Source organism: Actinoplanes sp. CA-051413 (assembly GCF_050955795.1).
Taxonomy (GTDB): Bacteria; Actinomycetota; Actinomycetes; order Mycobacteriales; family Micromonosporaceae; genus Actinoplanes.
This window is the reverse complement of the sequence record NZ_CP192100.1, coordinates 6858607-6878800: the sequence shown is the minus strand read 5'-3', so window position 1 is coordinate 6878800 and position 20194 is coordinate 6858607. Positions and strand designations below refer to the sequence as shown.

Here is a 20194-nt window from a genome sequence, read left to right as displayed (position 1 = left end):
GACCGGCGGCGATCACCGGCGGCCGGTGGCCGGTCGGCAGGCCGTGCTCGCCCTGCAACGGGCTGCGGGGAACGCCGCGGTCGGTGCGCTGCTGGCGGCGCGGCTGCGGTCGCCCGGCGAGCAGGCCCGGTCCGACGTTGATGCCGCGCTGAAGGAGATGCGCCGCGACGAACCGGCGGTCGACACGGTGGAGAAGGGGCTGCGCGCGGCGAAGGCTGTGGGCGTACCCGTCGATCTTGAAGGTCCGCGGCCGCCGGCGTCGGCGCTCGCGGTGACCACGACCGGTTTCGGGCCGGCTTCGGTCGCGCCGAAGGCGCCGGTGCCGCCGCCCAAGCCGGTGCCGGCCGTCAGTCCGCTCGGCAAGGCCGCGGCCGTCGTGCCCAAGCCCGGTGGGACTCGCGGCGGTGCACCACCCGCGGCGCCGGTCGCGGCCGCCGGCGGCGCCCCGCCGACAACGGCGCCTGCGGCTCTGTCCGGGGATCAGCTTCTGCAGCCACCGGTCGCGCCGGCCGGCGTGCGGCCCGACGACGATCCAGCCTTTGCCCAGGTACGGCGCAACGTCAAAGGTTTCGCCCAACAGAAGCGGGCCCACCCGGCCGCGGCATCCAAAGCGAAGGAGGCCCAGGACGCGGCGCTGGCGCCCAGTGACGACGTCACCGGGCAGGCCCGGGCGGCCAAGGTCGACACGATGGACGCCCAGCCGGCCGGCACCTTCGACAAGCAGGCTTTCATCGCGGCGGTGAAGACGGCCATCGAGGCCAAGTCGCCCAAGACGCTGGAGGAGGCCGACGCCTACCGCAGTTCAGGTAAGGCTGGTGAGGTTAAGGACAACATCAAGGGGCTGGTGACCCAGGGCAAACAGGGCCAGGCCAAGGACATCGAGGCAGCGACGGCAGCACCGCCGGACACCTCCAAGGCGATCCCCAAGCCGGTCACTCCGATGGCCGAGGAACAGCCGGGGCAGGCGGCTGCGATCCCGGCCGCCGGTGCCGTGCCGAAGACGGCGCCGGCTGAGCAGCTCAACCTCGCCGCCGGCAAGCACGAGGCCGATCAGGAACTGGCCGACGCCGACGTCAGCGAGCCGCAGCTGGCCCGGTCCAACGAGCCGGAATTCCAGCAGGCCCTCACCGACAAGCAGGCCGCGGCCGCGCACGCCGACACCGCCCCGGGCGAGTTCCGCCAGCAGGAACAGCAGGTGCTGACCCAGAGCCGGACGGAAGCCGCCGCGCAGACCACCGCGGGCGTCGCCGGCATGCAGGGCGCCAAAGGGACGGCGCTCGCGGCTCTGGTCGCGGGTAAGGGGAAGGCCAAGTCCAAGGACGAGGCCAAGCGGGCCGAGGTCACCGGGAAGATCCAGGGCCTCTTCGCCGCCACCGAGGCCGACGTGCGCAAACTGCTCGACGGTATCGACGCCAAGGTGGAGGCCGAGTTCAACCAGGGCGAGGCCGGCGCCCGGGCGGCGTTCGAGACGTTCGTCGCGACCAAGATGGCGGCGTACAAGAAGGACCGCTACGGCGGGTGGCTGGGCGGCTTCCGCTGGGCGAAGGACAAGCTGTTCGGGATGCCGGCGAAGGTCGACGAGTTCTACCGCGCCGGGCGTGAGCTGTACCTGCAGCGGATGGACGGCGTCATCAGCCGAGTCGCGACCATCGTGGGCGGCGAGCTCACCGCGGCGAAGCAGCGCATCGCGCGGGGCCGGACGGAGATCACCGCGTACGTGCAGAGCCTGCCCACCGACCTGAAGAAGGTCGGCGCCGAGGCCTCGAAGGAGATCAGCGACCGCTTCAGCCAGTTGGAAAGTGACGTCGACGCCAAACAGGAATCGGTCGTCGACATGCTCGCCACGAAGTACGTCGACGCGCGCAAGGGCCTCGACGAACGCATCGAAGCGCTGCAGGCGGAGAACAAAGGCCTGGTCGACAAGGCGATCGGCGCGATCAAGGCGGTCATCAACACGATCCGCGAACTCGTGGCGATGCTCAAGAACGTCCTGTCCCGGGCGGCCGGCGTGGTCGGCGACATCATCAAGAACCCGATCGGCTTCCTCGGCAACCTGATCGCCGGAGTGAAGGGCGGCATCCTCAAATTCAAGGAAAACATCGTCGACCACCTCCGCAAAGGCCTGATGGGCTGGCTGTTCGGCGCGCTGGCCGAGGGCGGGGTGGAGCTGCCGGAGACGTTCGACGTCAAGGGCATCATCCGGCTGCTGGCCTCGATCTTCGGCCTGACCTGGGCCAACATCCGCAACCGGATCGTCAAGCAGATCGGCGCCCCGGCAATGGCGGCGGTCGAGAAAGGCGTGACGATCTTCCAGATCCTGGCGGCCCAGGGGGTCGGCGGGCTGTGGGAGATGCTGCTGGAGAAACTCGGCGACATCAAGGAAATGATCCTGGAGAAGGTCCGCGACTTCGTCGAGGAGAAGATCATCGCGGCCGGGGTCACGTGGCTGATCGGACTGCTCAACCCGGCGGCGGCGTTCATCAAGGCCTGCAAGCTGATCTATGACGTGGTGATGTTCTTCGTGACCAACGCGGGGCGGATCGCTCGTTTCGTGGACACGATCCTGGACTCGGTCGCGGACATCGTGCGGGGGAACGTCAGCGGGGTCATCAACAAGATCAACGATGTGCTGGGGCAGATGCTGCCGATCATCATCGGGTTCCTGGCGAGTGTGATCGGGCTGGGTGGGATCGGGCAGAAGATCCGGTCGATCGTGGAGACGTTGCAGAAGCCGGTTAATCAGGCGCTGGACTTCGTGATCAAGACGGGGCTGAAGCTGGCGGGGCCGGTGATCCGTGGTTTCAAGGGGATCGGCAGCAAGGTAAAGAGCAAGATCGCCGCAGGAAGAGCAGGGTCCGCCCGCGGATCGAGCCCCGAAGATGCTGTGAATGCCGGCGACGTCCGTACTCAGGTCAAAGCCAAGCTTGCGAGTGAGCTCCCCAAGTCGGGAGTCCGGGCGGCGGAGGTTCGTCCGATCCTGCAACGGATCTTCGACATCTACCATCCCAAGGGACTCAAGAGTCTCACCTTGAAGCACGCCGGCGGAAAGGCGGGCGTATTCGATGTGATGGTCGCTTGTTCGCCCTCAAAAGCCGCTGTGCAGGTGCTCGCGGACATGCACTTGAAAACCGACGATCTCGACTTCAGCGAGGGAACCACCTGCGTCGCGACGGTGAACGGTCAGCACATCACCACCTCTCGGGCCAAAGGGCGGCACGCGGAGCGGAAGTGTCTCACCATGATCGACCGCAAGTGGAAGACGGTGGTGACCGATGCCGCCCAACCCGTCGACATCGTCTTGCAGGTGACGCGTTCGCCCTGTTCGGACTGCACGACGCGGATCATGATGTTCAAGCAGTTGAAGGAAGCCGGGCAGGACGATAAGGGCCGCAAGACGCCGAAGTACAACGTCAACGTGACGGTGCAGATCGCCAGTGTCTACGAGGGCGAGGGAAGCGCGGTCGGTGGCACGTCGGTGACAGACCTGGTTGAACTCCGCGACGCGCACAAGGTGAAGATCGAGGCCTGGGACATTCTCCGCGCAATGCGGAAGCGGCTCGGTCGCGATGTGGACGACGATGACATCGGGGCGGAGACCAAGCGCAAGCTGCAGCAGAAGGCTGACAACGTCAACGAGGACCTGGAAACGTTAGGCCTGATCAGAATCGGACGACCTTGATCACGGGCGGGCAACTCCGGGTGACGGGTCGAGTGTCAGCTTGCTGACCGTGTCAACTTATACATGAAGTCATCGCCCTGACCGGTGCAGACTAGCGGAGCACCCGCCCAGAGTCCGCCCATCAAGGCGGTGATCACCGTGCCGACGTTTCGACATACTGGCGCTACCGGGCTGGTTCGGTCTCGCCTGTTGATGGAGCTCACCCCGCTTCGTCAGGCTCCGCTTGCGCTCATCGTCGCGCCGGCCGGGTTTGGGAAGACGACGCTTCTTGCGCACTATGCGCATGCTTTTGACGGTGCCGTTGTGTGGATCACCGCTGATCCTGGTGATACCGATCCCGCCACCCTCAACCGGCGCCTTCGCCGGGCCTGTCCGGTCAGCTTGCCGGTTCCGCACCGGCCGCATGATCTTGTGGAGTTCGCCGAGGATCTCGGGGCCGGGCTGCGGCAGGACACCCTGCTCGTGATCGACGATGCGCAATGGCTGGAAGGGTCCGACGGTGAGCGTGCCGTCGAGCGCATGCTTGTTGCCGCCCCTCCGCAGCTGCACACCGTTCTGGCCGGGCGGCGCATGCCCGGCGTCAACACCTCCCGGCATGAGCTCACCGGTCTGCTCACCATCGGTCCCGATCAGATGCGGTTCCGGGCCTGGGAGGCCGAGGAGCTGCTCCGCGACGTCTACCGTGAGCCGCTTCCGCCCAGTGACATCGCCGCGCTCACGCGCCGGGTCGGTGGGTGGCCTGCCGGGCTTCATCTTTTTCATCTTTCGACCCGCGGCCGGCCGGTGGCCGACCGCCGGGCCGCCGTCGCCGCGCTTGACGGGCGTGCGTCACTCTGCCGCGCCTACCTTGCCCGTACGGTGCTCGCCGACCTCCCCGCCCACCTGCATTCCTTCCTCATCCGCACCGGGGTTTTCGACACGCTCACCGGCCCGCGCTGCGACGAGCTGCTCGGCCAGCGGGACAGTCACCTGATCCTGGCCGAGCTGGAACGCCTGCAGGCCTTCACCACGAGCGCCGACGGCGGCTGGACCTACCGGTACCACGAGGTGCTCCGGTCGCATCTCGCCGCCACGCTGGTCGATGATCTCGGCGATGACGGCGCCCGGCAGTGGCATGTGCGGGCGGCGCAGATTCTGGAGCGGGAGGACGCGTACGCCGAGGCCGCCCGCTCGTACGCCCGCGCCGGCCGTTGGTCGAGTGTGCGCCGGTTGCTGGGCCGGCTGGGGCCGGGACTGATCGCGGACGGTGTCGAGCCGTGGCGGGACGTGCTGCCGGCCTGGCTCGTCGCCGAGGATCCGTGGTTGATGCTCGCCGAGGGCCGGCACCGGTTCAGCCGGGGGCAGCTCGTCGGCGCCATCGAGTCGTTCCGGCACGCGCACGGGCTGTTCACCGACGCGGACGGGCGGGCGCACTGTCAGCAGGCGCTGGCCCGGGCGAATGTCTGGTTGTCCGGCCCGCAGCGGGCCCAGGGGGCGTGGCCGAACTGGTTGCGGGCCGCCACTCAGGGACACCCGGCGATGGTGGCCGGGCGCGCCGATGAGCTGCCCGGACCCGGCGGGCGGCTGGTACGGGTCGTCGCCCGTACCCTTGCCGGTGATCTGCTCGGGGCCCGCCGCGAGCTTGCCGCGACGGACGCGGAGGTGCCGGGGGTCCTCGGGATGGTTCTGCGGCTGTTGCACGGCGCGGCGCAGGCCGCCGCCCACTCATCCGCCGGCCCGGTCACGCTGGCCCAGGTAGCGCTGGAGGCCGAGCACGAAGCGCCGTGGCTGGCGCGGATGGCCCGCGCGGCCGTGGCCGTCGACGGCAGCGAGCAGGGTGCCAAGACGGCGCTGGCGATCGCGGAGGAGTGCGCGCGCGAGGGTGACGCCTGGGGTGAGGTCGTCGCGGCCGGGTTGGCCTGGCTGCCGCATGCCGGGAGCGCCGATCCGGCTGAGATCGCCGATCTCGTACGGCGGTGCCGGCAGCTGGACGCCGCGGTGCTGCTCGCCTGGGTGCAGGCCATGCACGCGCTGGCCGCGGCTGTGGCGGATCTGCCGGACGCCGATCTGCTGGCCGCTCAGGCCGCGGCGGTGGCCCGGTCGGCCGGGGTTCCGGGTGCGCGGGCGCTGGCGTTCGCGGCGACGGCCGGCGTGCCGGGGTGCCCGCCCGGGTCGGCGGCGCGGGCGCGGAGTTTCGCCGCGGAATGCGGGCTGCCCGGCAGCCTGACCGAGGCGTGGCTGGACGCCGCGGAGCCGCCGTACGCCGGGGCCGGTGCGGCACCGTCGATCACCGTGCGGTGCCTGGGTGCCTTCAGCGTCGAGCGGGCCGGGCTGCCGGTGGACCAGTCGGCGGTCAAGCCTCGCGTCCGTAGCCTGCTGCGCCTGCTCGCCATGAACGCCGGCGCCGCCGTGCACCGCGATGCCCTCGTGGAGGCGTTGTGGCCCGGCCTGTCACCGGCCACCGCCGCGCACAACTTGCACGTCGCCGTGTCCAGCCTGCGCAAGCTGCTGGAGCCGGAGTCTCCGCGCGGGCACGCCCGGCTGCTGGTGCGCGAGGGCGACGGCTACCGGCTGGCCCTGCCGCCACCGTCCTCCTGCGACGTCACCGAGGTGCGCGCCGCGCTCGACGACGCCCGCCGCCGGCAGCTCGGCGGGGACCGGGCCGGCGCGGTGCGGGCCCTGCGGGCGGCGGTCGGTGGTTACGGCGGCGACCTGCTGCCCCAGGACGGTACGGAGGAATGGGTGGTCCGCGAACGCGACGTCCTGCGTACTGCCGTGGCCATCGCCGCTGCCCAGCTCGCCGCGTACGAGCTGGACGGGGGTGCGGCGGTCGCGGCCACCGTGGCGGCCGAGCGGTGCCTGGCCATCGACCGGTACCACGACGAGGGGTGGCGGGTGCTCGTCGCGGCGTACGAGCGCAACGGCGACCTGGGCGCCGCCCAGCGGGCCCGCGGCCGTTATGCCGAAGCCCTCGCCGAGCTGGGCATCTCGTCGCAGGTCGTTCACTGATCGCGGTGCACCCGGGCCCGGCCGACGGCGACCGACTCCGCCCGGACCGTGACCGGTACGTGCGCCGGCAGTGAGTCCACGATCAGCGTCCGGATCCGGGCCGGGTCGACCGGGGCGCCCGCGCGGGTCCGGACCGTCACCTCGATCCGGGGTTCCGGCGTGCCCGGCAGCCGCGAGCCCGGGTGCGGAGACCAGCCGCAGCCGCCGGTGTCCACCACCTCGACCGTGCCGCCGGTGAGCAGCTCGACATGTTTGGCCAGGCCACGCCGGGTGCCGCGCCACCGATGCAGCTGCACGGCCTCGGCCACCAGGGCCCGCCGCTGCGCCAGCGGCCACGTCTCGTCCAGCGGATACGCCACCCAGCCGGCGAGCCAGTCGAGAAAGTCCTCCGGCGCCAGGTTCGGGTCGAGGTACGCGGCGAAGCTGTCCAGGGTCAGCAGCGCCGGGGCCAGCACCTCGTCCAGGGCCGCGGTGAGCTGCTGCACGAACTCGTGCTCCTGGTAGACCGCCGGCAGGGTCTGGCCGATCGGGTGGGCGGTCGGCGCCTGGTCGAGTCCCGTACGCATGCTCATCCTTCGGTGATCCTGATCTGGTGGCCGCGAGAGATAACCAGGCCGTGCGGTGGCAGGTCGATGCGCTGCACCGGCCGCACGTCGGGTGAGCTGCGCGCTCTGGCCTCGTACAGCTGGACGTCCTCGACCAGATCGACCCCGGGCAGCCGCTGGAGCACGGCGAAGATCTCGCCGGACTGCACCGGCCGGCCGAACGGCCAGCCGGTGCCGTCCGGTCCGCCGACGACCGGGTTCAGGTAGCGGTACAGCGCTTCAGTGGCCTGGCTGAGCAGCGTGTCGCGAGAGGTACGCGTCCGCGCGTGCAACTGCGCGACCACTGTGACGCCCAGGTAGTACGGCGGCTCGACCATGACGCGGGCGCCGAGACACCGCCGCTCCTCCAGGTAGTCGGCGATCCGGGCGAGAGTCTCGTCGCTCGGCTGCGGTTCGGCGGCGGCGGGATCCAGCGCCTCGGACACCTTCGGTACGACCAGCAGCCGCACCGCGCCGGGCTGATCCGGCACCGGTACGCACTTGACCCGGGCCACGTCCGGCGCGGCCTCGCGGGCCAGGTACTCGTAGTCGTCCACGGTCACGGCCCGGTCCCGGGTCCGGAGCAGCAGCGGCCCGCGCAGCGCCGCGTCGGCCACCGATTCGCCGTCGACCCCGCCGCTGCCCGCCCGCCGGTTGGTCACGCTGGTCACGAACGGCACCGGATCACGTTGCACGCGCAGGACGTTGCGGGCCACGTTGCCCCGCTTGCCGCCGCCGGTGCGGTACCGCGGCACCCGGATCGGCGCGGCCTTCGGCGGAACCTTGCCGTAGTAATGCAGGGTCCCGTCCGGCTCGCGGGTCGCGGGGCCGAACACCACCTCGCCCTGCACCCGGTCGACCATGAAGTGCGGGTCACCTGAGCCTGAAGCGGCGAACGTCTGCACCTCTTGCCACTGCTCCCAGTCGTTGCCGCCGGCTACCTCGACGACCAGGTCGCCGGTGGCGGCCACCGGCCGGCGCTGCAACGGGAAACGCTGACCCGGTACGCCCTCCGACATCCCGACCACCTCGTGCTCCACCGTGTCGGAGTGCTCGGCGCCGATGGTCCCGCCGATGGTCGCGGCGCTCACCCCGAGGATCCCCGGGGTGTTGGTGTAGTACGCCTGCTTGGGTCGCGGTTCGACGGTCCGGCAGCGCAGCCAGCCCGCGCGGTGCCGGCCGATCAGCGACACGACGTGCGACGGCGGTACGTGCAGCACCACGTCGCCGGGCTTGTTGAGGCCGCCGGTGTCGTCCCGGTCGACCTCGCACGGCGCCCATTCCGTACCGGTCCAGGCCTCCCACTGCAGCGGCGGATCGTCGGGCCGGACACCCACGCCGCGGACCGGGCAGTCCAGCCGGAGCAGCACCGCGCACCGGGGAACCGCAGCTGACAGTCCGAACAGGACCGCGTCGCCGATCCCGGGCGGCTGGGCGAAACACTCCACGCCGGCGCCGCCGCGCAGATCCTCGGTGCGGTCGAACGGCTGACCGCCCGCACTCCAGGTCATGATCCGCGACAGCGAGCACGGCACGATGAACAGGTCGTCGCGGGTGTGGAAGACGACCGGCTCTTCCGCCTCGGTCTGCACGCACGCCACCTCGGCGCCCGCCGGGACCGTCACGGCGGCGTCCCGCGCGGCCGACAGCCAGAAGGTGACGTCGCACCGGGCCGCGGTCGGCGGGAACAGCCGCAGCCCGATCAGCTCCAGGAACCGCAGGTAGTGCAGGTCCGGCACCCGGTTGAGCCGGTAGATGAGCTGGTCGACCATCATGGCGAAGGTCTCGATCAGGGTGACCCCCGGATCGGAGACGTTGTGGTCCGTCCACTCCGGACAGTTGCGCTGGACCAGGCGTTTGGCCTCGTCCACGAGGTCCTGGAAGCGGCGGTCGTCGAGGTTGGGGGCCGGCAGCGACATCAGACACCGTCCTGCTCGATAGCGCCGTCGCCGCCGTCGTGGGCGGGGATGACGTAGAAGGGGAAGACCAGGTTGCGCGGGTCGTTGTCGCCGCGGATCAGGTAGCGGATCTCGATGAGCAGGGTGCCGCGGTCGGCCCGGTCGAAGGACACCACGACGTCGCTGACCATGATCCGGGGCTCCCAGCGGTCCAGGGCCAGCCGCACCTCGTACGCGATCTGCCCGGCCGTGGCCGCGTCCGCCGACGCGAACACCAGGTCGTGGATGGCGCAGCCGAACTCCGGCCGCATCGGCCGTTCCCCGGGGGCCGTGGCCAGGATCAGCTGGATGCTCTCGATCACCTCGCGCTCCCCGGCGACCAGCGCGATCGAGCCGGTGACGTCGGTGTGCACCGGGAAGGCCCAGCCGGCGCCGATGAACTCCTCGCGCATCTCAGCCTCCGATCAGCACGGTGAAGCAGCCGGCGACGATCGGCGCACCGCAGGCGGCCAGGTCACCCATCCGGGCGGCGGGCATCCCACCGATGAGCACGGTGGGGCAGCCCGGCGGGACGATCGGGGTCGGCGGGTGCACGGCCGGCGGCGGGAACGAGCACGTGTGCAGCCCGCCGACCGTGGCCGCCGGCAGCCCGCCGATCAGCACCGTGGGCACGCCCGGCGGCGCCAGCACACCCGGGTGACCCGTGGGATCACCGACCCTCGCCGCCGGTGGCATCGTGACCGTCTCCTCTAGTTGATCCGGACGATTCCGCCGCGCACGGTCAGCGCGCCGCCGGCGGTCAGTTCCGCGGTGCTCTGACCCGCGATCTTCACCTGCGCGCCCTTGAGGTCGAGCAGCCCGGCCCCGGCATCGACGGTCACGCCCAATCCGCTGATCTTCACCGGGCCGGCGCTGGTCAGCTCCACGGTGTTCGCGGCGCCGTCCAGCTTGAGCAGCAGCTTGCCGCTGCCGGTGCGCAACAGCACCGCGTCGCCGCGCGGGGAGTCGATCAGCTCCAGGCGGTGCCCGGTCCGGCTGACGATCGCCCGTACGCCGATCTCACCGCTCGCGTCGTCGATGGCCGGCACCTCGGTGGCCGGCGGGGTGTCCTTGCCGTTGTGCAGGCCGCCGAGCACGTACGGCGTGTCCAGGTCACCGCCGGCGAACCCGACCAGCACCTCGTCACCGACCTCGGGCAGCACGAAGAACCCGCGGTCCCGGCCGGCGCCGGCATGCACGGTACGGGCCCAGCCGCTGGTGAAGTCCTTGGACAGCCAGGGCAGCGTGACCCGGACCCGGCCGGTCTTGAGCGGGTCCCGGACGTCGCTGACGATGGCCGGCACCAGTCCGCCGGTCACCCTCGGCATCGTCGCCTCGGCGCCGCCGGAGACCAGCCCGTAGAGCGAGCGTTCCTGGCGGCCGGACACGGTGAACGCGGTGGTGTAACCGGCCTGGTCGCCGAACTGGTGCCGGGTGCTGGTCAGCGTGTACTTGCCGGCGAACGGCTCGCCCAGGCCGGCCAAGGTGACGGCCGTACCGGCGCGCAGCCTCGGGTTGCCCTTGGCCACTCCGTCGAGCTCGGCACAGGCACCACCGATCTGATCGGCGAGGGCCTGCGCGGCCGCCTTCACCTCACCATGATTGTGGTAAGCCGCACCTGAGGCCAGCAGCGGCGGGCTGCCGAAGGTCCGGGCCATCGCCACCGGGTCCAGGCCCGCCACCTCCGTACCCGGGACGCGGGGAACGGCCGTGGCGGTGAGCTCCTGCTTCTGGTCGGCGTTCCACCCCCGCGCCTCCACCTCGGGCACCTGCTCGGCCGCGCTCAGGCAGGCCCGCAACGACACGAGGTTGCGGTTCACCTCAAGCACCAGCGGATCGCGGGTGGCGGCCACGGTGGTCGCCGGCGCCCCGGTGGGCGGATCCGGTACGCGGAAGTCCAGCGTGCTGTCGACGACGGTGAGCCGCGCCCCGACCAGGTAGGCCAGCCGGCTCAGGAACTCCCAGTCGCTGACGTTGTCCTGGCTCAGCTGGGCGTCGGACTGCCCGCCGGCCCCGGAGCCGGCCTCGATCCGGCCGGGCTTGAGCCCGGCCCGGTCGGTGACCTTGCGGACCACGTCCGGGATGGTCATGTTCGGGTACGCCGCCACCCGCCGTCCCCGGAACAGCCGGTGCGCCCGGTCCAGCGCGCGCACCTCGGTGAACGTCCCGGCCGGGTCGATGTCCACCTCCAGGGCGGTCACCTCACCGATCATCAGCGGCTGCGGCGGCCCCGGCTCGGCGGTCTGCACCTTCACCGTCAGCGCTGACCCGATCTTCACCTTGGCCTTGGCCACCACCAGCTGCTCAGGGTCCCGGAACCGCAGCACGCACAGATCCGGCAGGTGCACGCTGTCGTCGACGTAAGCCTGGGTGAGCAGCGACATCACGTCGGCCGCCAGCGCGGAACCGTCGAGCTCGACGATCAGCGTGTTGGCGAAGCTCTCGTTAGCCATGGCTGAAGCCCTCCGCCACCAGCTCGTCCAGGGCCGGCAGCAGCAGCCGGGTGCCCGCGCGGAGCCGCATCGGGTCGTCGATCCCGTTGGCCTCGGCGACGGCCCGCCACAGGTTCGGATCCCCGTACGCGTGGAAGGCCACCGACGGAAGGGTGTCGCCGGCCACCACCACGTGCGCGTCCCGGGCCGCCAGTGCCCCGGAGGTCGGGTTCTGGCCGCCACGCTCGCCGGAGATTTCCTCCAGCGTCACGGTGCACACCGCCCGTACCGGATTGCCGCTCGGCGTGAAAAGGGTGTACTTCGCGGTGACGCTGCTGACAAAACCGGGGAAGCCGGTCATCCCGCCCCACCGGAAGATGACCCACGGCGGCGACGCCTTCTTCGCCTGCCGGCTCTTGTCCGTCGGTACGCAACAGGCGAAGAGCTGATCGACGATCTTCGGCACCCGGTCGTCCATGGTGTCGGTGGCGTCGAAGAACATCTCCAGGGTCAACTTGCTCGGATCCGAGCCGGTGAACTGGACCGGCCCGCTCTTCGGCGCGCTGCGCTGGTTCTCCCGCGACCACTTGGCGTTCTTGGTGAGGCTCAGCTCCTTCGGATTGAACTGGAAGTCGATCCGGCCGATCCGTACCCCGCTGGGCGCGGCGGTGCTGCCGTCCGAGGGCGGCTCCCGCAGCTCGAGGTACGCATGCTGCAGATTGGCCGGCGCCCCGGCAGCCGGCGGCGCGGCGCCGGCGGCGGTGAACGTCACGGGAGAGGTCATCGCGGCCCGCCTCAGGCCCCGGCGCCGGGCGCCAGGAAGCCGTGGTGGGCCAGCTCGAGGGTCTCGGTGGCCACCTTCGGCGAGTCGGCGCTGAGCTGCGGCCCGGTCCACCGCACCGGAATCACCCCGGTCAGCGCCCACCGGGCGATGACCGTGCCCTCCTGGGTACGCGCCTCGATGGTCGCGGTCCGGCGCTTGACGCCACTGGTCATCTCGGTGAAGTACCGCAGAATCCCGGCGCTGGCACTGGTGACCGGCCGGGACAGCTTGACGTTCGAATACTTCATCCGGGTGGGCAGCTGCCAGATCACCCCGTTGCTGCCGCCCTCCTCCCGCTGCTCCATGACGACCTCACAACCCAGACCGTCACAACTGTTGAAGGAGCCGAGGTTGTCGTCGTCGATGCTGACGACAAAACAGACGGCCACCGCCTCATCGGTGTCGGTCATGGTGGCACTCCCTCTCTCGGACGCCTCAGCGCCGCAGGTCGGTGATCAGGCCGCGACGGTCCCGGTCCTTGCGCAGTTCGGCCCGCAGTCGGCGGTAGAGCGGGTCGAACAGGGTTTTGAGCAGCTCTTCCGGTGGGGGTGGGGTGGGGGGCGGCTGCGGGGGTGGGGTGGCAGTTGCCGGTGGGCTTTCGGCCGGGATCGGCACTTCGGTTGGTGCGGCGGGTGCCGGCTCGGCGGTCGCCTGGATGACTTGTACGGCCCGCTGAATGGTTTCTGAGGTTGGAAGCTGCGGTGGTTCGTCAGGCCACGAAACGATCGTCGGCATTCCGGGGGAGGTGATGGGGCGGGGTGGGGTGGGCTGGGTTGTCGCTCGGCCCGGTCGTGGGGCGGTCGGCATGGTGAGGTCAGTGGTGCGCTGCGCGGAGAGAGGTGGGGGGCGGTCGGCGAGCAGGCGGGCCATCGGGGGTGGTTCTTCGGTCGCTCGGGCGAGAGGAAGCACGGGTTGTGCCGGTGGCAGAGGCGGTCCGTGCTGGGGACCGGGCGTTGCGTGCTCGGTGTCCGCGAGGTGAGTCGTAGCGGCGTGTGCGCCTCGGGTTGAGGTCAGCATCTCCTGGGTGTTCTGAGCCTCAACTCCGGCGGTCGGCGGGGTCGTGATCCGTTGCAGGGCCGGGGATGTGGTGAGGGGTGCACCGATGGCGCGGGTGGGTCCGGCCGGTCGGTCGGGGAGTGCGGGCGGCGGGAGCGGCGGTGGCACGATCGGCGCGCCGAGGCCCAGCCGGCGAGGGGGCGGTGCGTCGCCGAGCGTGGTGCGCTGCGCGGTCGCGGGCGGCTCTCGTCCTGGGGTGAGCGACGTCATGGAGACGTCAACCTCACGTTGGACAGCTGAAGGTAAGGGCGGATCCACCGACTGCGGCAATCCATGATGGACGGTTTTCGGCTGGTCGATGGTGTGGTGGATTGGCGCCGATGGTCTGACGTTGTGCTCGATAGGCTGTGGCTCGGTGGGGTGCTGGACCGCTAGCGGAGGTTCGCCGGAGGCCAGTGGTGGCGGCTCGGTGCTCGGCTCGTTCCTGGGGAGCGGATCGGCTGCCTTGCTGACTACCGGCCGCGGATCGAAGGCACGTTGTGCGACGGGCAATGACGGTGGTCCACTTCGGACCGTCGGCGGCAGATGAGCTACATCGTGGCTCGTTTCAGGGTCCGGCGAATGCTGGATCGGCGGCATGTCCACCGCATGGCGGTCCGGCGGCAGCTGGTCCACCGCCTGGCGGTCCGGCGGCAGCTGGTCTACCGCGCGCTGGGCCGGCGGTGTCGCACTCGCAGCAGGCTGACGCGGTTGGGGCGGGTCTGCTGCATGCTGGGCCTGCGGTGCCGGGCTGGCAGCGTGCCTTGCCGGTGGCATCGAGTCTTCCGCGCGCTGCGCCTGCGGCGCCGGGCCAGCCGCGTGCTGGGTCGGCGGTAGCGTGTCTACCGCGCGCTGCGTCTGCGGCGCCGGGCCAGCCGCGTGCTGGGTCGGCGGTAGCGGGTCCACCGCGCGCTGGGCCTGCAGCGACGGGCCAACCGCGTGCTGGACCGGCGGCAGCTGATCTATCGCATGCTCGGCCGGCGACTTCAGGTTGACGTCAGGCTGACGTGGCGGGGGTGAGTCCAACGCGCGCTGGACGTGTGGCATCAGGTCCGTCGCACGCTGGATCAGCGGGGGCGGGTCTGCCGCGCGCTCGGTCGGCGACTCCGGGCTCGCAGCAAGGTGAATCGGCGGCAGCGGGTCATTCGCACGCTGGGCGTGCGGCACCGGGTTCGTAGCCGGCTGGTCCTGCGGAAGTGGGTCGGCAGCCCGCTGGGTGTGCAGCGCCGGGTCGGTCGCTCGCTGGACCGGGCTTTCCGCGGGCGTGCCGGCCGGCTTCGGACTCGTCGCAAGCTGGGCCGGCGGCACCGGCTCCACCGACCGCTGCGCCTGGCGCGCCGAGCTCCCTTCATCGCGGCTCGGCGCGATCGGGTCCACCGCCCGCTGCACCTGCGGCACCGGGATCGCCGCACGCTGAGCCGGCGGACTCTCTGCACCTGAGGTCTGCCTGGTCATGGAAAGGTGAACTGCAGCCGCCGACGGGTCCGTCAACTGCGGAACGAGCGCCGGCGACCCCGCATCGGGCAGGTCGGTCCCTGCAGCCGCGTCGCGCGCGGACGTGTCGTCCCCGAGATCGACTGCAAGGGCATCCATTGTGGCCGGCGGATCTGCCGTCCACCGCTGGACGAATGCACTCAACCGCCCGCCACCACCCGACGGTCGCTTCGGTTCCGCCACCACCGGCGGAGCCGGCGCCACCAGGGCCGCCTCCACCACCCCGGACGGCTCCTCCGGCGTGACCACATGACCCAGCGGCGCCAGAAACCCGGGGCTCTGCCACGACGCCAGCTCCCCGGCGAACCGGCCCGGCGGGTCGATCAGCGGATGCTCCCCGATGACCCGCTGCACCGGCGCCAGATCCGCCCACTCCCGCCGCCTCGCCACGACGGGAGGCGGCCCGGGCACCTCGCGCTCGGCGGTCCGCCGCCACGGCCACATCTGCGCTCACCGTCCCTCGCTGATCCGCGTGTTGAGCTTGGCTATCTCGCCGACGAAGCGGCGGCGTTCGGCGTGTTCCAGGTCGAGGATGTCGTCCAGCGGCCAGTGGAAGTGGTACGCGACGTACGCGACCTCCTCGTAGAGGCGGCCGGCCGCGTACGTCAGGATTCCCCCAGGCGCCCACCGGCCAGGTCGATGGCGAAGCGGTGGCCGCATTCCGGGCAGGCGACCGCCGCCCGGGTGTGGCCCTCGCTGTTGATGCGCCGGTAGAGGTCCTGCAAAAAGGCCAGGTCGCCGGCGAAGAGCTGTTCCACGATGCCTGCGTGTACGTCGGTGACCGGGCCGATCCGGGTGACGACCCGGGCCAGCAGCACCACGGTCAGGTATGCCGGGTTCTCCCGTACGCGGTCGTCTCGCAGCGGCACCAGTTCGTCGCGGGCGGTGGCGAGGCGCATCGAGCCTGACCGGTGGACCGTTCCTGATCCGTCGACGTAGCCGCGGGGCAGTTCGAAGGCGAACTCGGTGCGCAGCGGCTCCGGGCGCGCCTCCTGCTGCTGCTGGGGGCGGGACTCGGGCTGCTCCACGGTGGCGATCGTGCGCCGCATGGCTACTCGACTTCCATGCGCTCGTACGTGATGACGATCTTCTCCGTGAGCACGCTGGTGTCGCCTGCCTTGAGGGCGCCGATCTCCAGGCTCTTCGGCCACGCGTTGGTCAGCTTGTAGCGTTTGATCGCCGTGCCCTCGTAGTCGTACACGATGATCGCGCCGCCTTTGCGGGCGTCCGCCATTTTGCCGAACTGGGCCGACTGGACCCATTTCTCGAAGCTGTTGTCACCGGTGAGGCCGCGGGTCAGGGTCACCTCGCCCGCCTTGGGCCGGCCCGGCAGCTTCTTGATGACGTACTTGCCGTCGCTGGTGTTCTGCTTCAGCTCGATGACGTCCTGCTCCATCTTGAGGCCGCTGACCTCGTTGATCTGCTTGATGACGACGCCGTCCACCTCGAGGCCGAACGCATGACCTACGGCCTTGTCGAGTTCGTCCATGGCTGGGTCTCCTCCTCTGCGACTACTCGCTGACCAGGCTGTTGCCGCCGGACATCTGGGCCAGGCGGAAGATGACGAACTCGGCCGGCTTCACCGGGGCGACGCCGATCTCGCAGATGACCTGACCGACGTCGATGCTCTCGGCCGGATTGGTCTCCCGGTCGCACTTGACGAAGAACGCCTCGGTCGGGGTCAGGCCGAACAGCGCGCCGCTGTTCCACTGCAGCACCAGGAAGGCGCTGATGGTGCGGCGTACCTTGGCCCACAGCGCGTCGTCGTTGGGCTCGAACACGACCCACTGGGTGCCGTTGAGGATCGACTCCTCCAGGAAGTTGAAGAGTCGCCGCACGTTGAGGTAGCGCCATTCCGGGTCGCTGGAGAGAGTGCGGGCGCCCCAGATCCGTACGCCGCGGCCCGGGAACGCGCGGATGCAGTTGACCCCGTTCGGGTTCAGCAGCTCCTGCTCGCCGCGGGTCAGGTGCGTCTCCAGGGCGATGGCGCCGCGGATGACCTCGTTCGCCGGCGCCTTGTGCACGCCTCGGGTGGCGTCGTTGCGGGCCCACACCCCGGCCACGTGCCCGCTCGGCGGGACGAAGACGTTGGTGCCGGTGGCCGGGTCGAAGACCTTGACCCAGGGGTAGTACAGGGCGCCGTAGGCCGTGTCGTAGCCGGCCAGATCGGTGCGCCACTCCCGCATCTGCTGCGCGGACAGCGACGGCGGTGGGTCGAGGATCGCCATCCGGTCGCCCATCTGCTCACAGTGGGCGATCATGGCGAGCTGGACCGCCTTGACCGACTCCAGGTCGACGATGCCGCGGTGGTACGCCCCCATCAGGTCGGGCGCCGACACCATGGTGATCTCGTCGATGGCCTCCAGGCCGCCGACCCCGGTGCGTTCACTGGCGTCGCCGACGTAGTCCTCCGTACCCATCTGGCGTGGCGTCGCCGGTGCGGCCGGCGCCTCCCGCAGCGCAACCGTGCCCCGCGGTGGCGTGGTCACGCTGTCCGGTGCCGCGGACGGCTCCTCCAGCGTGATGAGCTTGGACCGCTCGCGCACGGCGGTCACGACGTTCTCCTTGCCGCGCTTGACCGTCACGCCGTCGTACGTCTCCACGACCCGGCCGCCGCGCTTGACCACCAGGTTGAAGCGGTCCTCGGCGGGCGGCTGGCCCTCGGCCGGCGGCGGCGGATCGGTCACCTCGACGGAGATCTCGGCCGGCGAGCGGCCCGAGCGGGTCTCCTTGGCGACCACCCGGTACGGCCCGAGCATCGCCTGCGGCACGTCGGACTTGCCGTTGCCCTGATCGCGGGCACCGCCGAGCCGCACCACGTAGCAGTTGCCGCCGCCGTTGAGGAAGTAGCCGTACACCGCGTGGGCCAGGTAGCAGCCCTCGACGAAGTCGCCGAACTGCTCGGTGAACTGGCTCCAGTTGGAGACCAGCGTCGGCGAGTTGAACGGCCCTTGCGACGCGAACCCGATGAAGCCGGCGACGGCCGTGCCGACCCCTTCGATCGGCCGCGAGCCGGAGCTGACCTCCTCGACGTACACGCCGGGGGACAGATAGGTGGGCATGGCGCCTCCAGGTCTGGGCTGGTTCTCTCGATGGTTTCGCCGAATCCGGGGCTGCGGCATGGCCGTCGGGCCGCCCCTGAGTGCACATGCGGTGCCCGTTGGGGCAGGCGGTCAGCACACGACCTGAAGGTGGAACGGGGCGTCGGCGAGCGTGGGGACGCCCGTGCCGGGGTCGAGCTTGCGGGTGTGGATCTGCACGCTGGTCGGGCGGGACCCGCTCGCGGCGTAGACCACTCCGCCGAGGTCGGCATCACCGAGCGAGGCCGCGTAGGAGCACCTCGACACGTCGCGGTTGAAGTTGACCTCCCACACGCCCTGGTTGGCCCGGCCCACCTCGTCGAACCCGCGGTCCAGCACCGTCCGGCCGTCGGCGTCGACAATGACGAAGAGTCCCGAGCACCGGCTCTGCAGATGGAACGGCATGTCAGCGCGCTGCCCGTCACGGGTCCTGGTCTCGACGAGGATGGCGGCCTTGTTCTGCCGCCCGGCACCGACGGTGATGAGCCCGGTCGGTGGGTCGTCGGTGCCCGGATCGCCGATCGTGGCGACGTACGAGCACTCCCGCATGTCGCGGTTGAAGCGGACCTCCCACTGCCCGTCCTCGGTCTGCTCGACTCTCGCCCGGTCGGTGTCGCGGACCACCCGGTCGCCCGAAACCACTGCGGTTTGGCCGACGGAACAGCGGACCTGCAGATGGAACGGGTGGGCGGCAGGCGTGCCGTCGATGTTGCGGGTCTGCACGAGCACGCTGTTGCGGTTGCTGCCGCTCGCGGTGAAGACCAGACCGCTTTCCGGTACGGGCTGACCACCGGACGCCGCCACGGTGCCCAGGAAGACGCAGCCGTCGACAGCCCGGTCGAAGGTGACCTCGAACCGCCCGGTGCCCAGCGGTGTGACAGTCGTGGCGTCTTTGGTGAACACCAGGGCGCCGCTGCCGTCTACGACAGCCCACGGTGTGTCGTTCTTCTTCGCCGGCGCGGAGGTGGCCGGCTGTGACGGCTTGGCGGGGCCGGAACCGACAACGGGCGGGATTTGAGGCTGGCTTGAGACGGCCTGGGTGGCGGCGGCCGTGGCTCCGGCCGGATTCGCCGAGGCCCCGCCGCCCGCGGAGGCTCCATCCTCGGAGGATCTGGCGAACAGCGCGATGGCCGCGGCCGCGACGCCCAGGGCCAGCAGGCCGATGGCCACCTTGGGGATCCAGCCGGCGATCAGCGGCACGACCTCCCGGGTGCCGTCGAGCCGTACCGGGGTGACCGGCGGCCGCGGCGTCCCGATCACCTGGAACGGCAGGCTGGTCGGCCGGCCGAAGAAACGCCACGGCGGCCGGACCGACATGTCGATGCTCTGCGAGCCCGGCGGCACCGGCAGCTCACCGGCCGGCAGCGAGAACTTGATCCGCCCGGCCGGGTCGGTCGCCTTGAGCTGTACGGGCTCGACGACGTTGCCCTCGTTGGTCAGCTGGATCCGGTGGCTGGTCTGCCAGCGGCCGGAAGTGGTCTGCGGGGTCAGCGTGGCCGTCAGAGCCCGGAACTCGGCGACGTCCAGCACGCCGGTCGCGTGCACCTGCAACCCGCGGTGCAGGATCGACGCGGCCCGGACCGTGAACGGCGCCCGGCCCGCCGCGGTGCTGGCCTGCCGCGGCGGCGACCAGCGGATCACGGCCTCGGCCCGGGCATCGGGGTAGACCGCGAGCACGGCCGGCTCGATCTCGGCCCAGCCGGCCGTCGGCCCGAGGACCGTGAGGGCGAACTGCTCGACCTGACCGCCGCCGTTGTGCACCGACACCGTGGTGCTGACCGTCTCGCCGGGCACAACGGCCAGGGTCGCGTCGGTCAGCGTCATGCTGGCGGCCACGTCGCTGTGGCCGTCCACGCCGGCTCCCCAGCGGGTGGCGTCACCCTGCCGGGGCAGCGGCCGGGCCGGTTCCGGGCGCGGCGGTTGCGCCGGTGGTCCGGCGTTCGGGTCGGTCCAGGCCAGGAAGGCCCCGCAGTCGCGGTTGGTGCAGAAGCGCGAGCCGTCCGGGTTCCGGTGCCCGCACTGAGCGCAGATGATTGCCATGGTCAACTCCCGCCACGCAGTTCACGGACCACGCTGTCCCGGGCGGGACCGGCCCGGCAGGGCGGACCATGCCCTCGGGCAGGCAGTCGACGGTGCCCCATC

The 20194-nt window shown here is 71.0% G+C and carries 15 protein-coding genes; 2 read left to right on the top strand and 13 right to left on the bottom strand.

Translation table 11 applies throughout. From position 1 onward, the window contains the following. Positions 1 to 43: 43 nt before the first annotated feature. Both ACQP2Y_RS32375 and ACQP2Y_RS32370 read left to right on the top strand, forming a co-directional pair. Positions 44 to 3679 (top strand): phage tail protein, encoded by a 3636-nt coding sequence (locus tag ACQP2Y_RS32375; RefSeq protein WP_433719325.1) that lies wholly within the window; start codon positions 44 to 46, stop codon positions 3677 to 3679. Between the two features lie 192 nt (positions 3680 to 3871). Continuing rightward, entirely contained in the window at positions 3872 to 6667 is a 2796-nt protein-coding gene (locus tag ACQP2Y_RS32370; protein WP_433719322.1) for an AAA family ATPase, read from the top strand. Here the strand turns inward: ACQP2Y_RS32370 and ACQP2Y_RS32365 are convergent. The 13 genes from ACQP2Y_RS32365 to ACQP2Y_RS32305 all read right to left on the bottom strand — a co-directional run bounded on the left by ACQP2Y_RS32365 (position 6661) and on the right by ACQP2Y_RS32305 (position 20092). Further along, positions 6661 to 7233, bottom strand: coding sequence for a phage tail protein (locus ACQP2Y_RS32365; RefSeq protein WP_433719320.1), 573 nt, complete (start codon positions 7231 to 7233; stop codon positions 6661 to 6663). The genes ACQP2Y_RS32370 and ACQP2Y_RS32365 overlap by 7 nt on opposite strands. A gap of 2 nt (positions 7234 to 7235) precedes the next feature. Continuing rightward, positions 7236 to 9170 (bottom strand): putative baseplate assembly protein, encoded by a 1935-nt coding sequence (locus tag ACQP2Y_RS32360; RefSeq protein WP_433719317.1) that lies wholly within the window; start codon positions 9168 to 9170, stop codon positions 7236 to 7238. Then, positions 9170 to 9601, bottom strand: coding sequence for a GPW/gp25 family protein (locus tag ACQP2Y_RS32355; protein WP_433719315.1), 432 nt, complete (start codon positions 9599 to 9601; stop codon positions 9170 to 9172). Before ACQP2Y_RS32355 ends, ACQP2Y_RS32360 begins: the two co-directional genes overlap by 1 nt. Position 9602: 1 nt before the next feature. Beyond that, positions 9603 to 9884 carry a PAAR domain-containing protein gene (locus ACQP2Y_RS32350; protein WP_433719312.1) on the bottom strand — a complete coding sequence of 94 codons (282 nt, stop codon included), beginning with the start codon at positions 9882 to 9884 and terminating at the stop codon, positions 9603 to 9605. A gap of 14 nt (positions 9885 to 9898) precedes the next feature. Further along, entirely contained in the window at positions 9899 to 11641 is a 1743-nt protein-coding gene (locus ACQP2Y_RS32345) for a VgrG-related protein (RefSeq protein WP_433719309.1), read from the bottom strand. Further along, a complete protein-coding gene (locus ACQP2Y_RS32340) occupies positions 11634 to 12404 on the bottom strand; it encodes a LysM peptidoglycan-binding domain-containing protein (RefSeq protein WP_433719307.1) in 771 nt (256 codons plus the stop codon). The genes ACQP2Y_RS32345 and ACQP2Y_RS32340 overlap by 8 nt, the downstream gene beginning before the upstream one ends. 11 nt (positions 12405 to 12415) lie before the next feature. Next, positions 12416 to 12853 (bottom strand): phage tail protein, encoded by a 438-nt coding sequence (locus ACQP2Y_RS32335; protein ID WP_433719304.1) that lies wholly within the window; start codon positions 12851 to 12853, stop codon positions 12416 to 12418. Positions 12854 to 12878: 25 nt separating this feature from the next. Continuing rightward, complete coding sequence (locus ACQP2Y_RS32330; RefSeq protein WP_433719302.1) at positions 12879 to 15326, bottom strand: hypothetical protein; 2448 nt, start codon at positions 15324 to 15326, stop codon at positions 12879 to 12881. Positions 15327 to 15422: 96 nt separating this feature from the next. Further along, positions 15423 to 15632: a DUF6760 family protein gene (locus ACQP2Y_RS32325; RefSeq protein ID WP_433719299.1), complete on the bottom strand. Its 210-nt coding sequence runs from the start codon at positions 15630 to 15632 to the stop codon at positions 15423 to 15425. Then, complete coding sequence (locus ACQP2Y_RS32320) at positions 15578 to 16021, bottom strand: hypothetical protein (RefSeq protein ID WP_433719296.1); 444 nt, start codon at positions 16019 to 16021, stop codon at positions 15578 to 15580. Before ACQP2Y_RS32320 ends, ACQP2Y_RS32325 begins: the two co-directional genes overlap by 55 nt. 2 nt (positions 16022 to 16023) lie before the next feature. Then, on the bottom strand, positions 16024 to 16461 hold the full coding sequence (locus tag ACQP2Y_RS32315) for a phage tail protein (RefSeq protein WP_433719293.1): 438 nt from the start codon (positions 16459 to 16461) through the stop codon (positions 16024 to 16026). Between the two features lie 22 nt (positions 16462 to 16483). Further along, on the bottom strand, positions 16484 to 18034 hold the full coding sequence (locus tag ACQP2Y_RS32310; protein ID WP_433719291.1) for a phage tail sheath family protein: 1551 nt from the start codon (positions 18032 to 18034) through the stop codon (positions 16484 to 16486). 111 nt (positions 18035 to 18145) lie between these two features. After that, positions 18146 to 20092 carry a hypothetical protein gene (locus tag ACQP2Y_RS32305; protein WP_433719289.1) on the bottom strand — a complete coding sequence of 649 codons (1947 nt, stop codon included), beginning with the start codon at positions 20090 to 20092 and terminating at the stop codon, positions 18146 to 18148. Positions 20093 to 20194 lie beyond the last annotated feature (102 nt).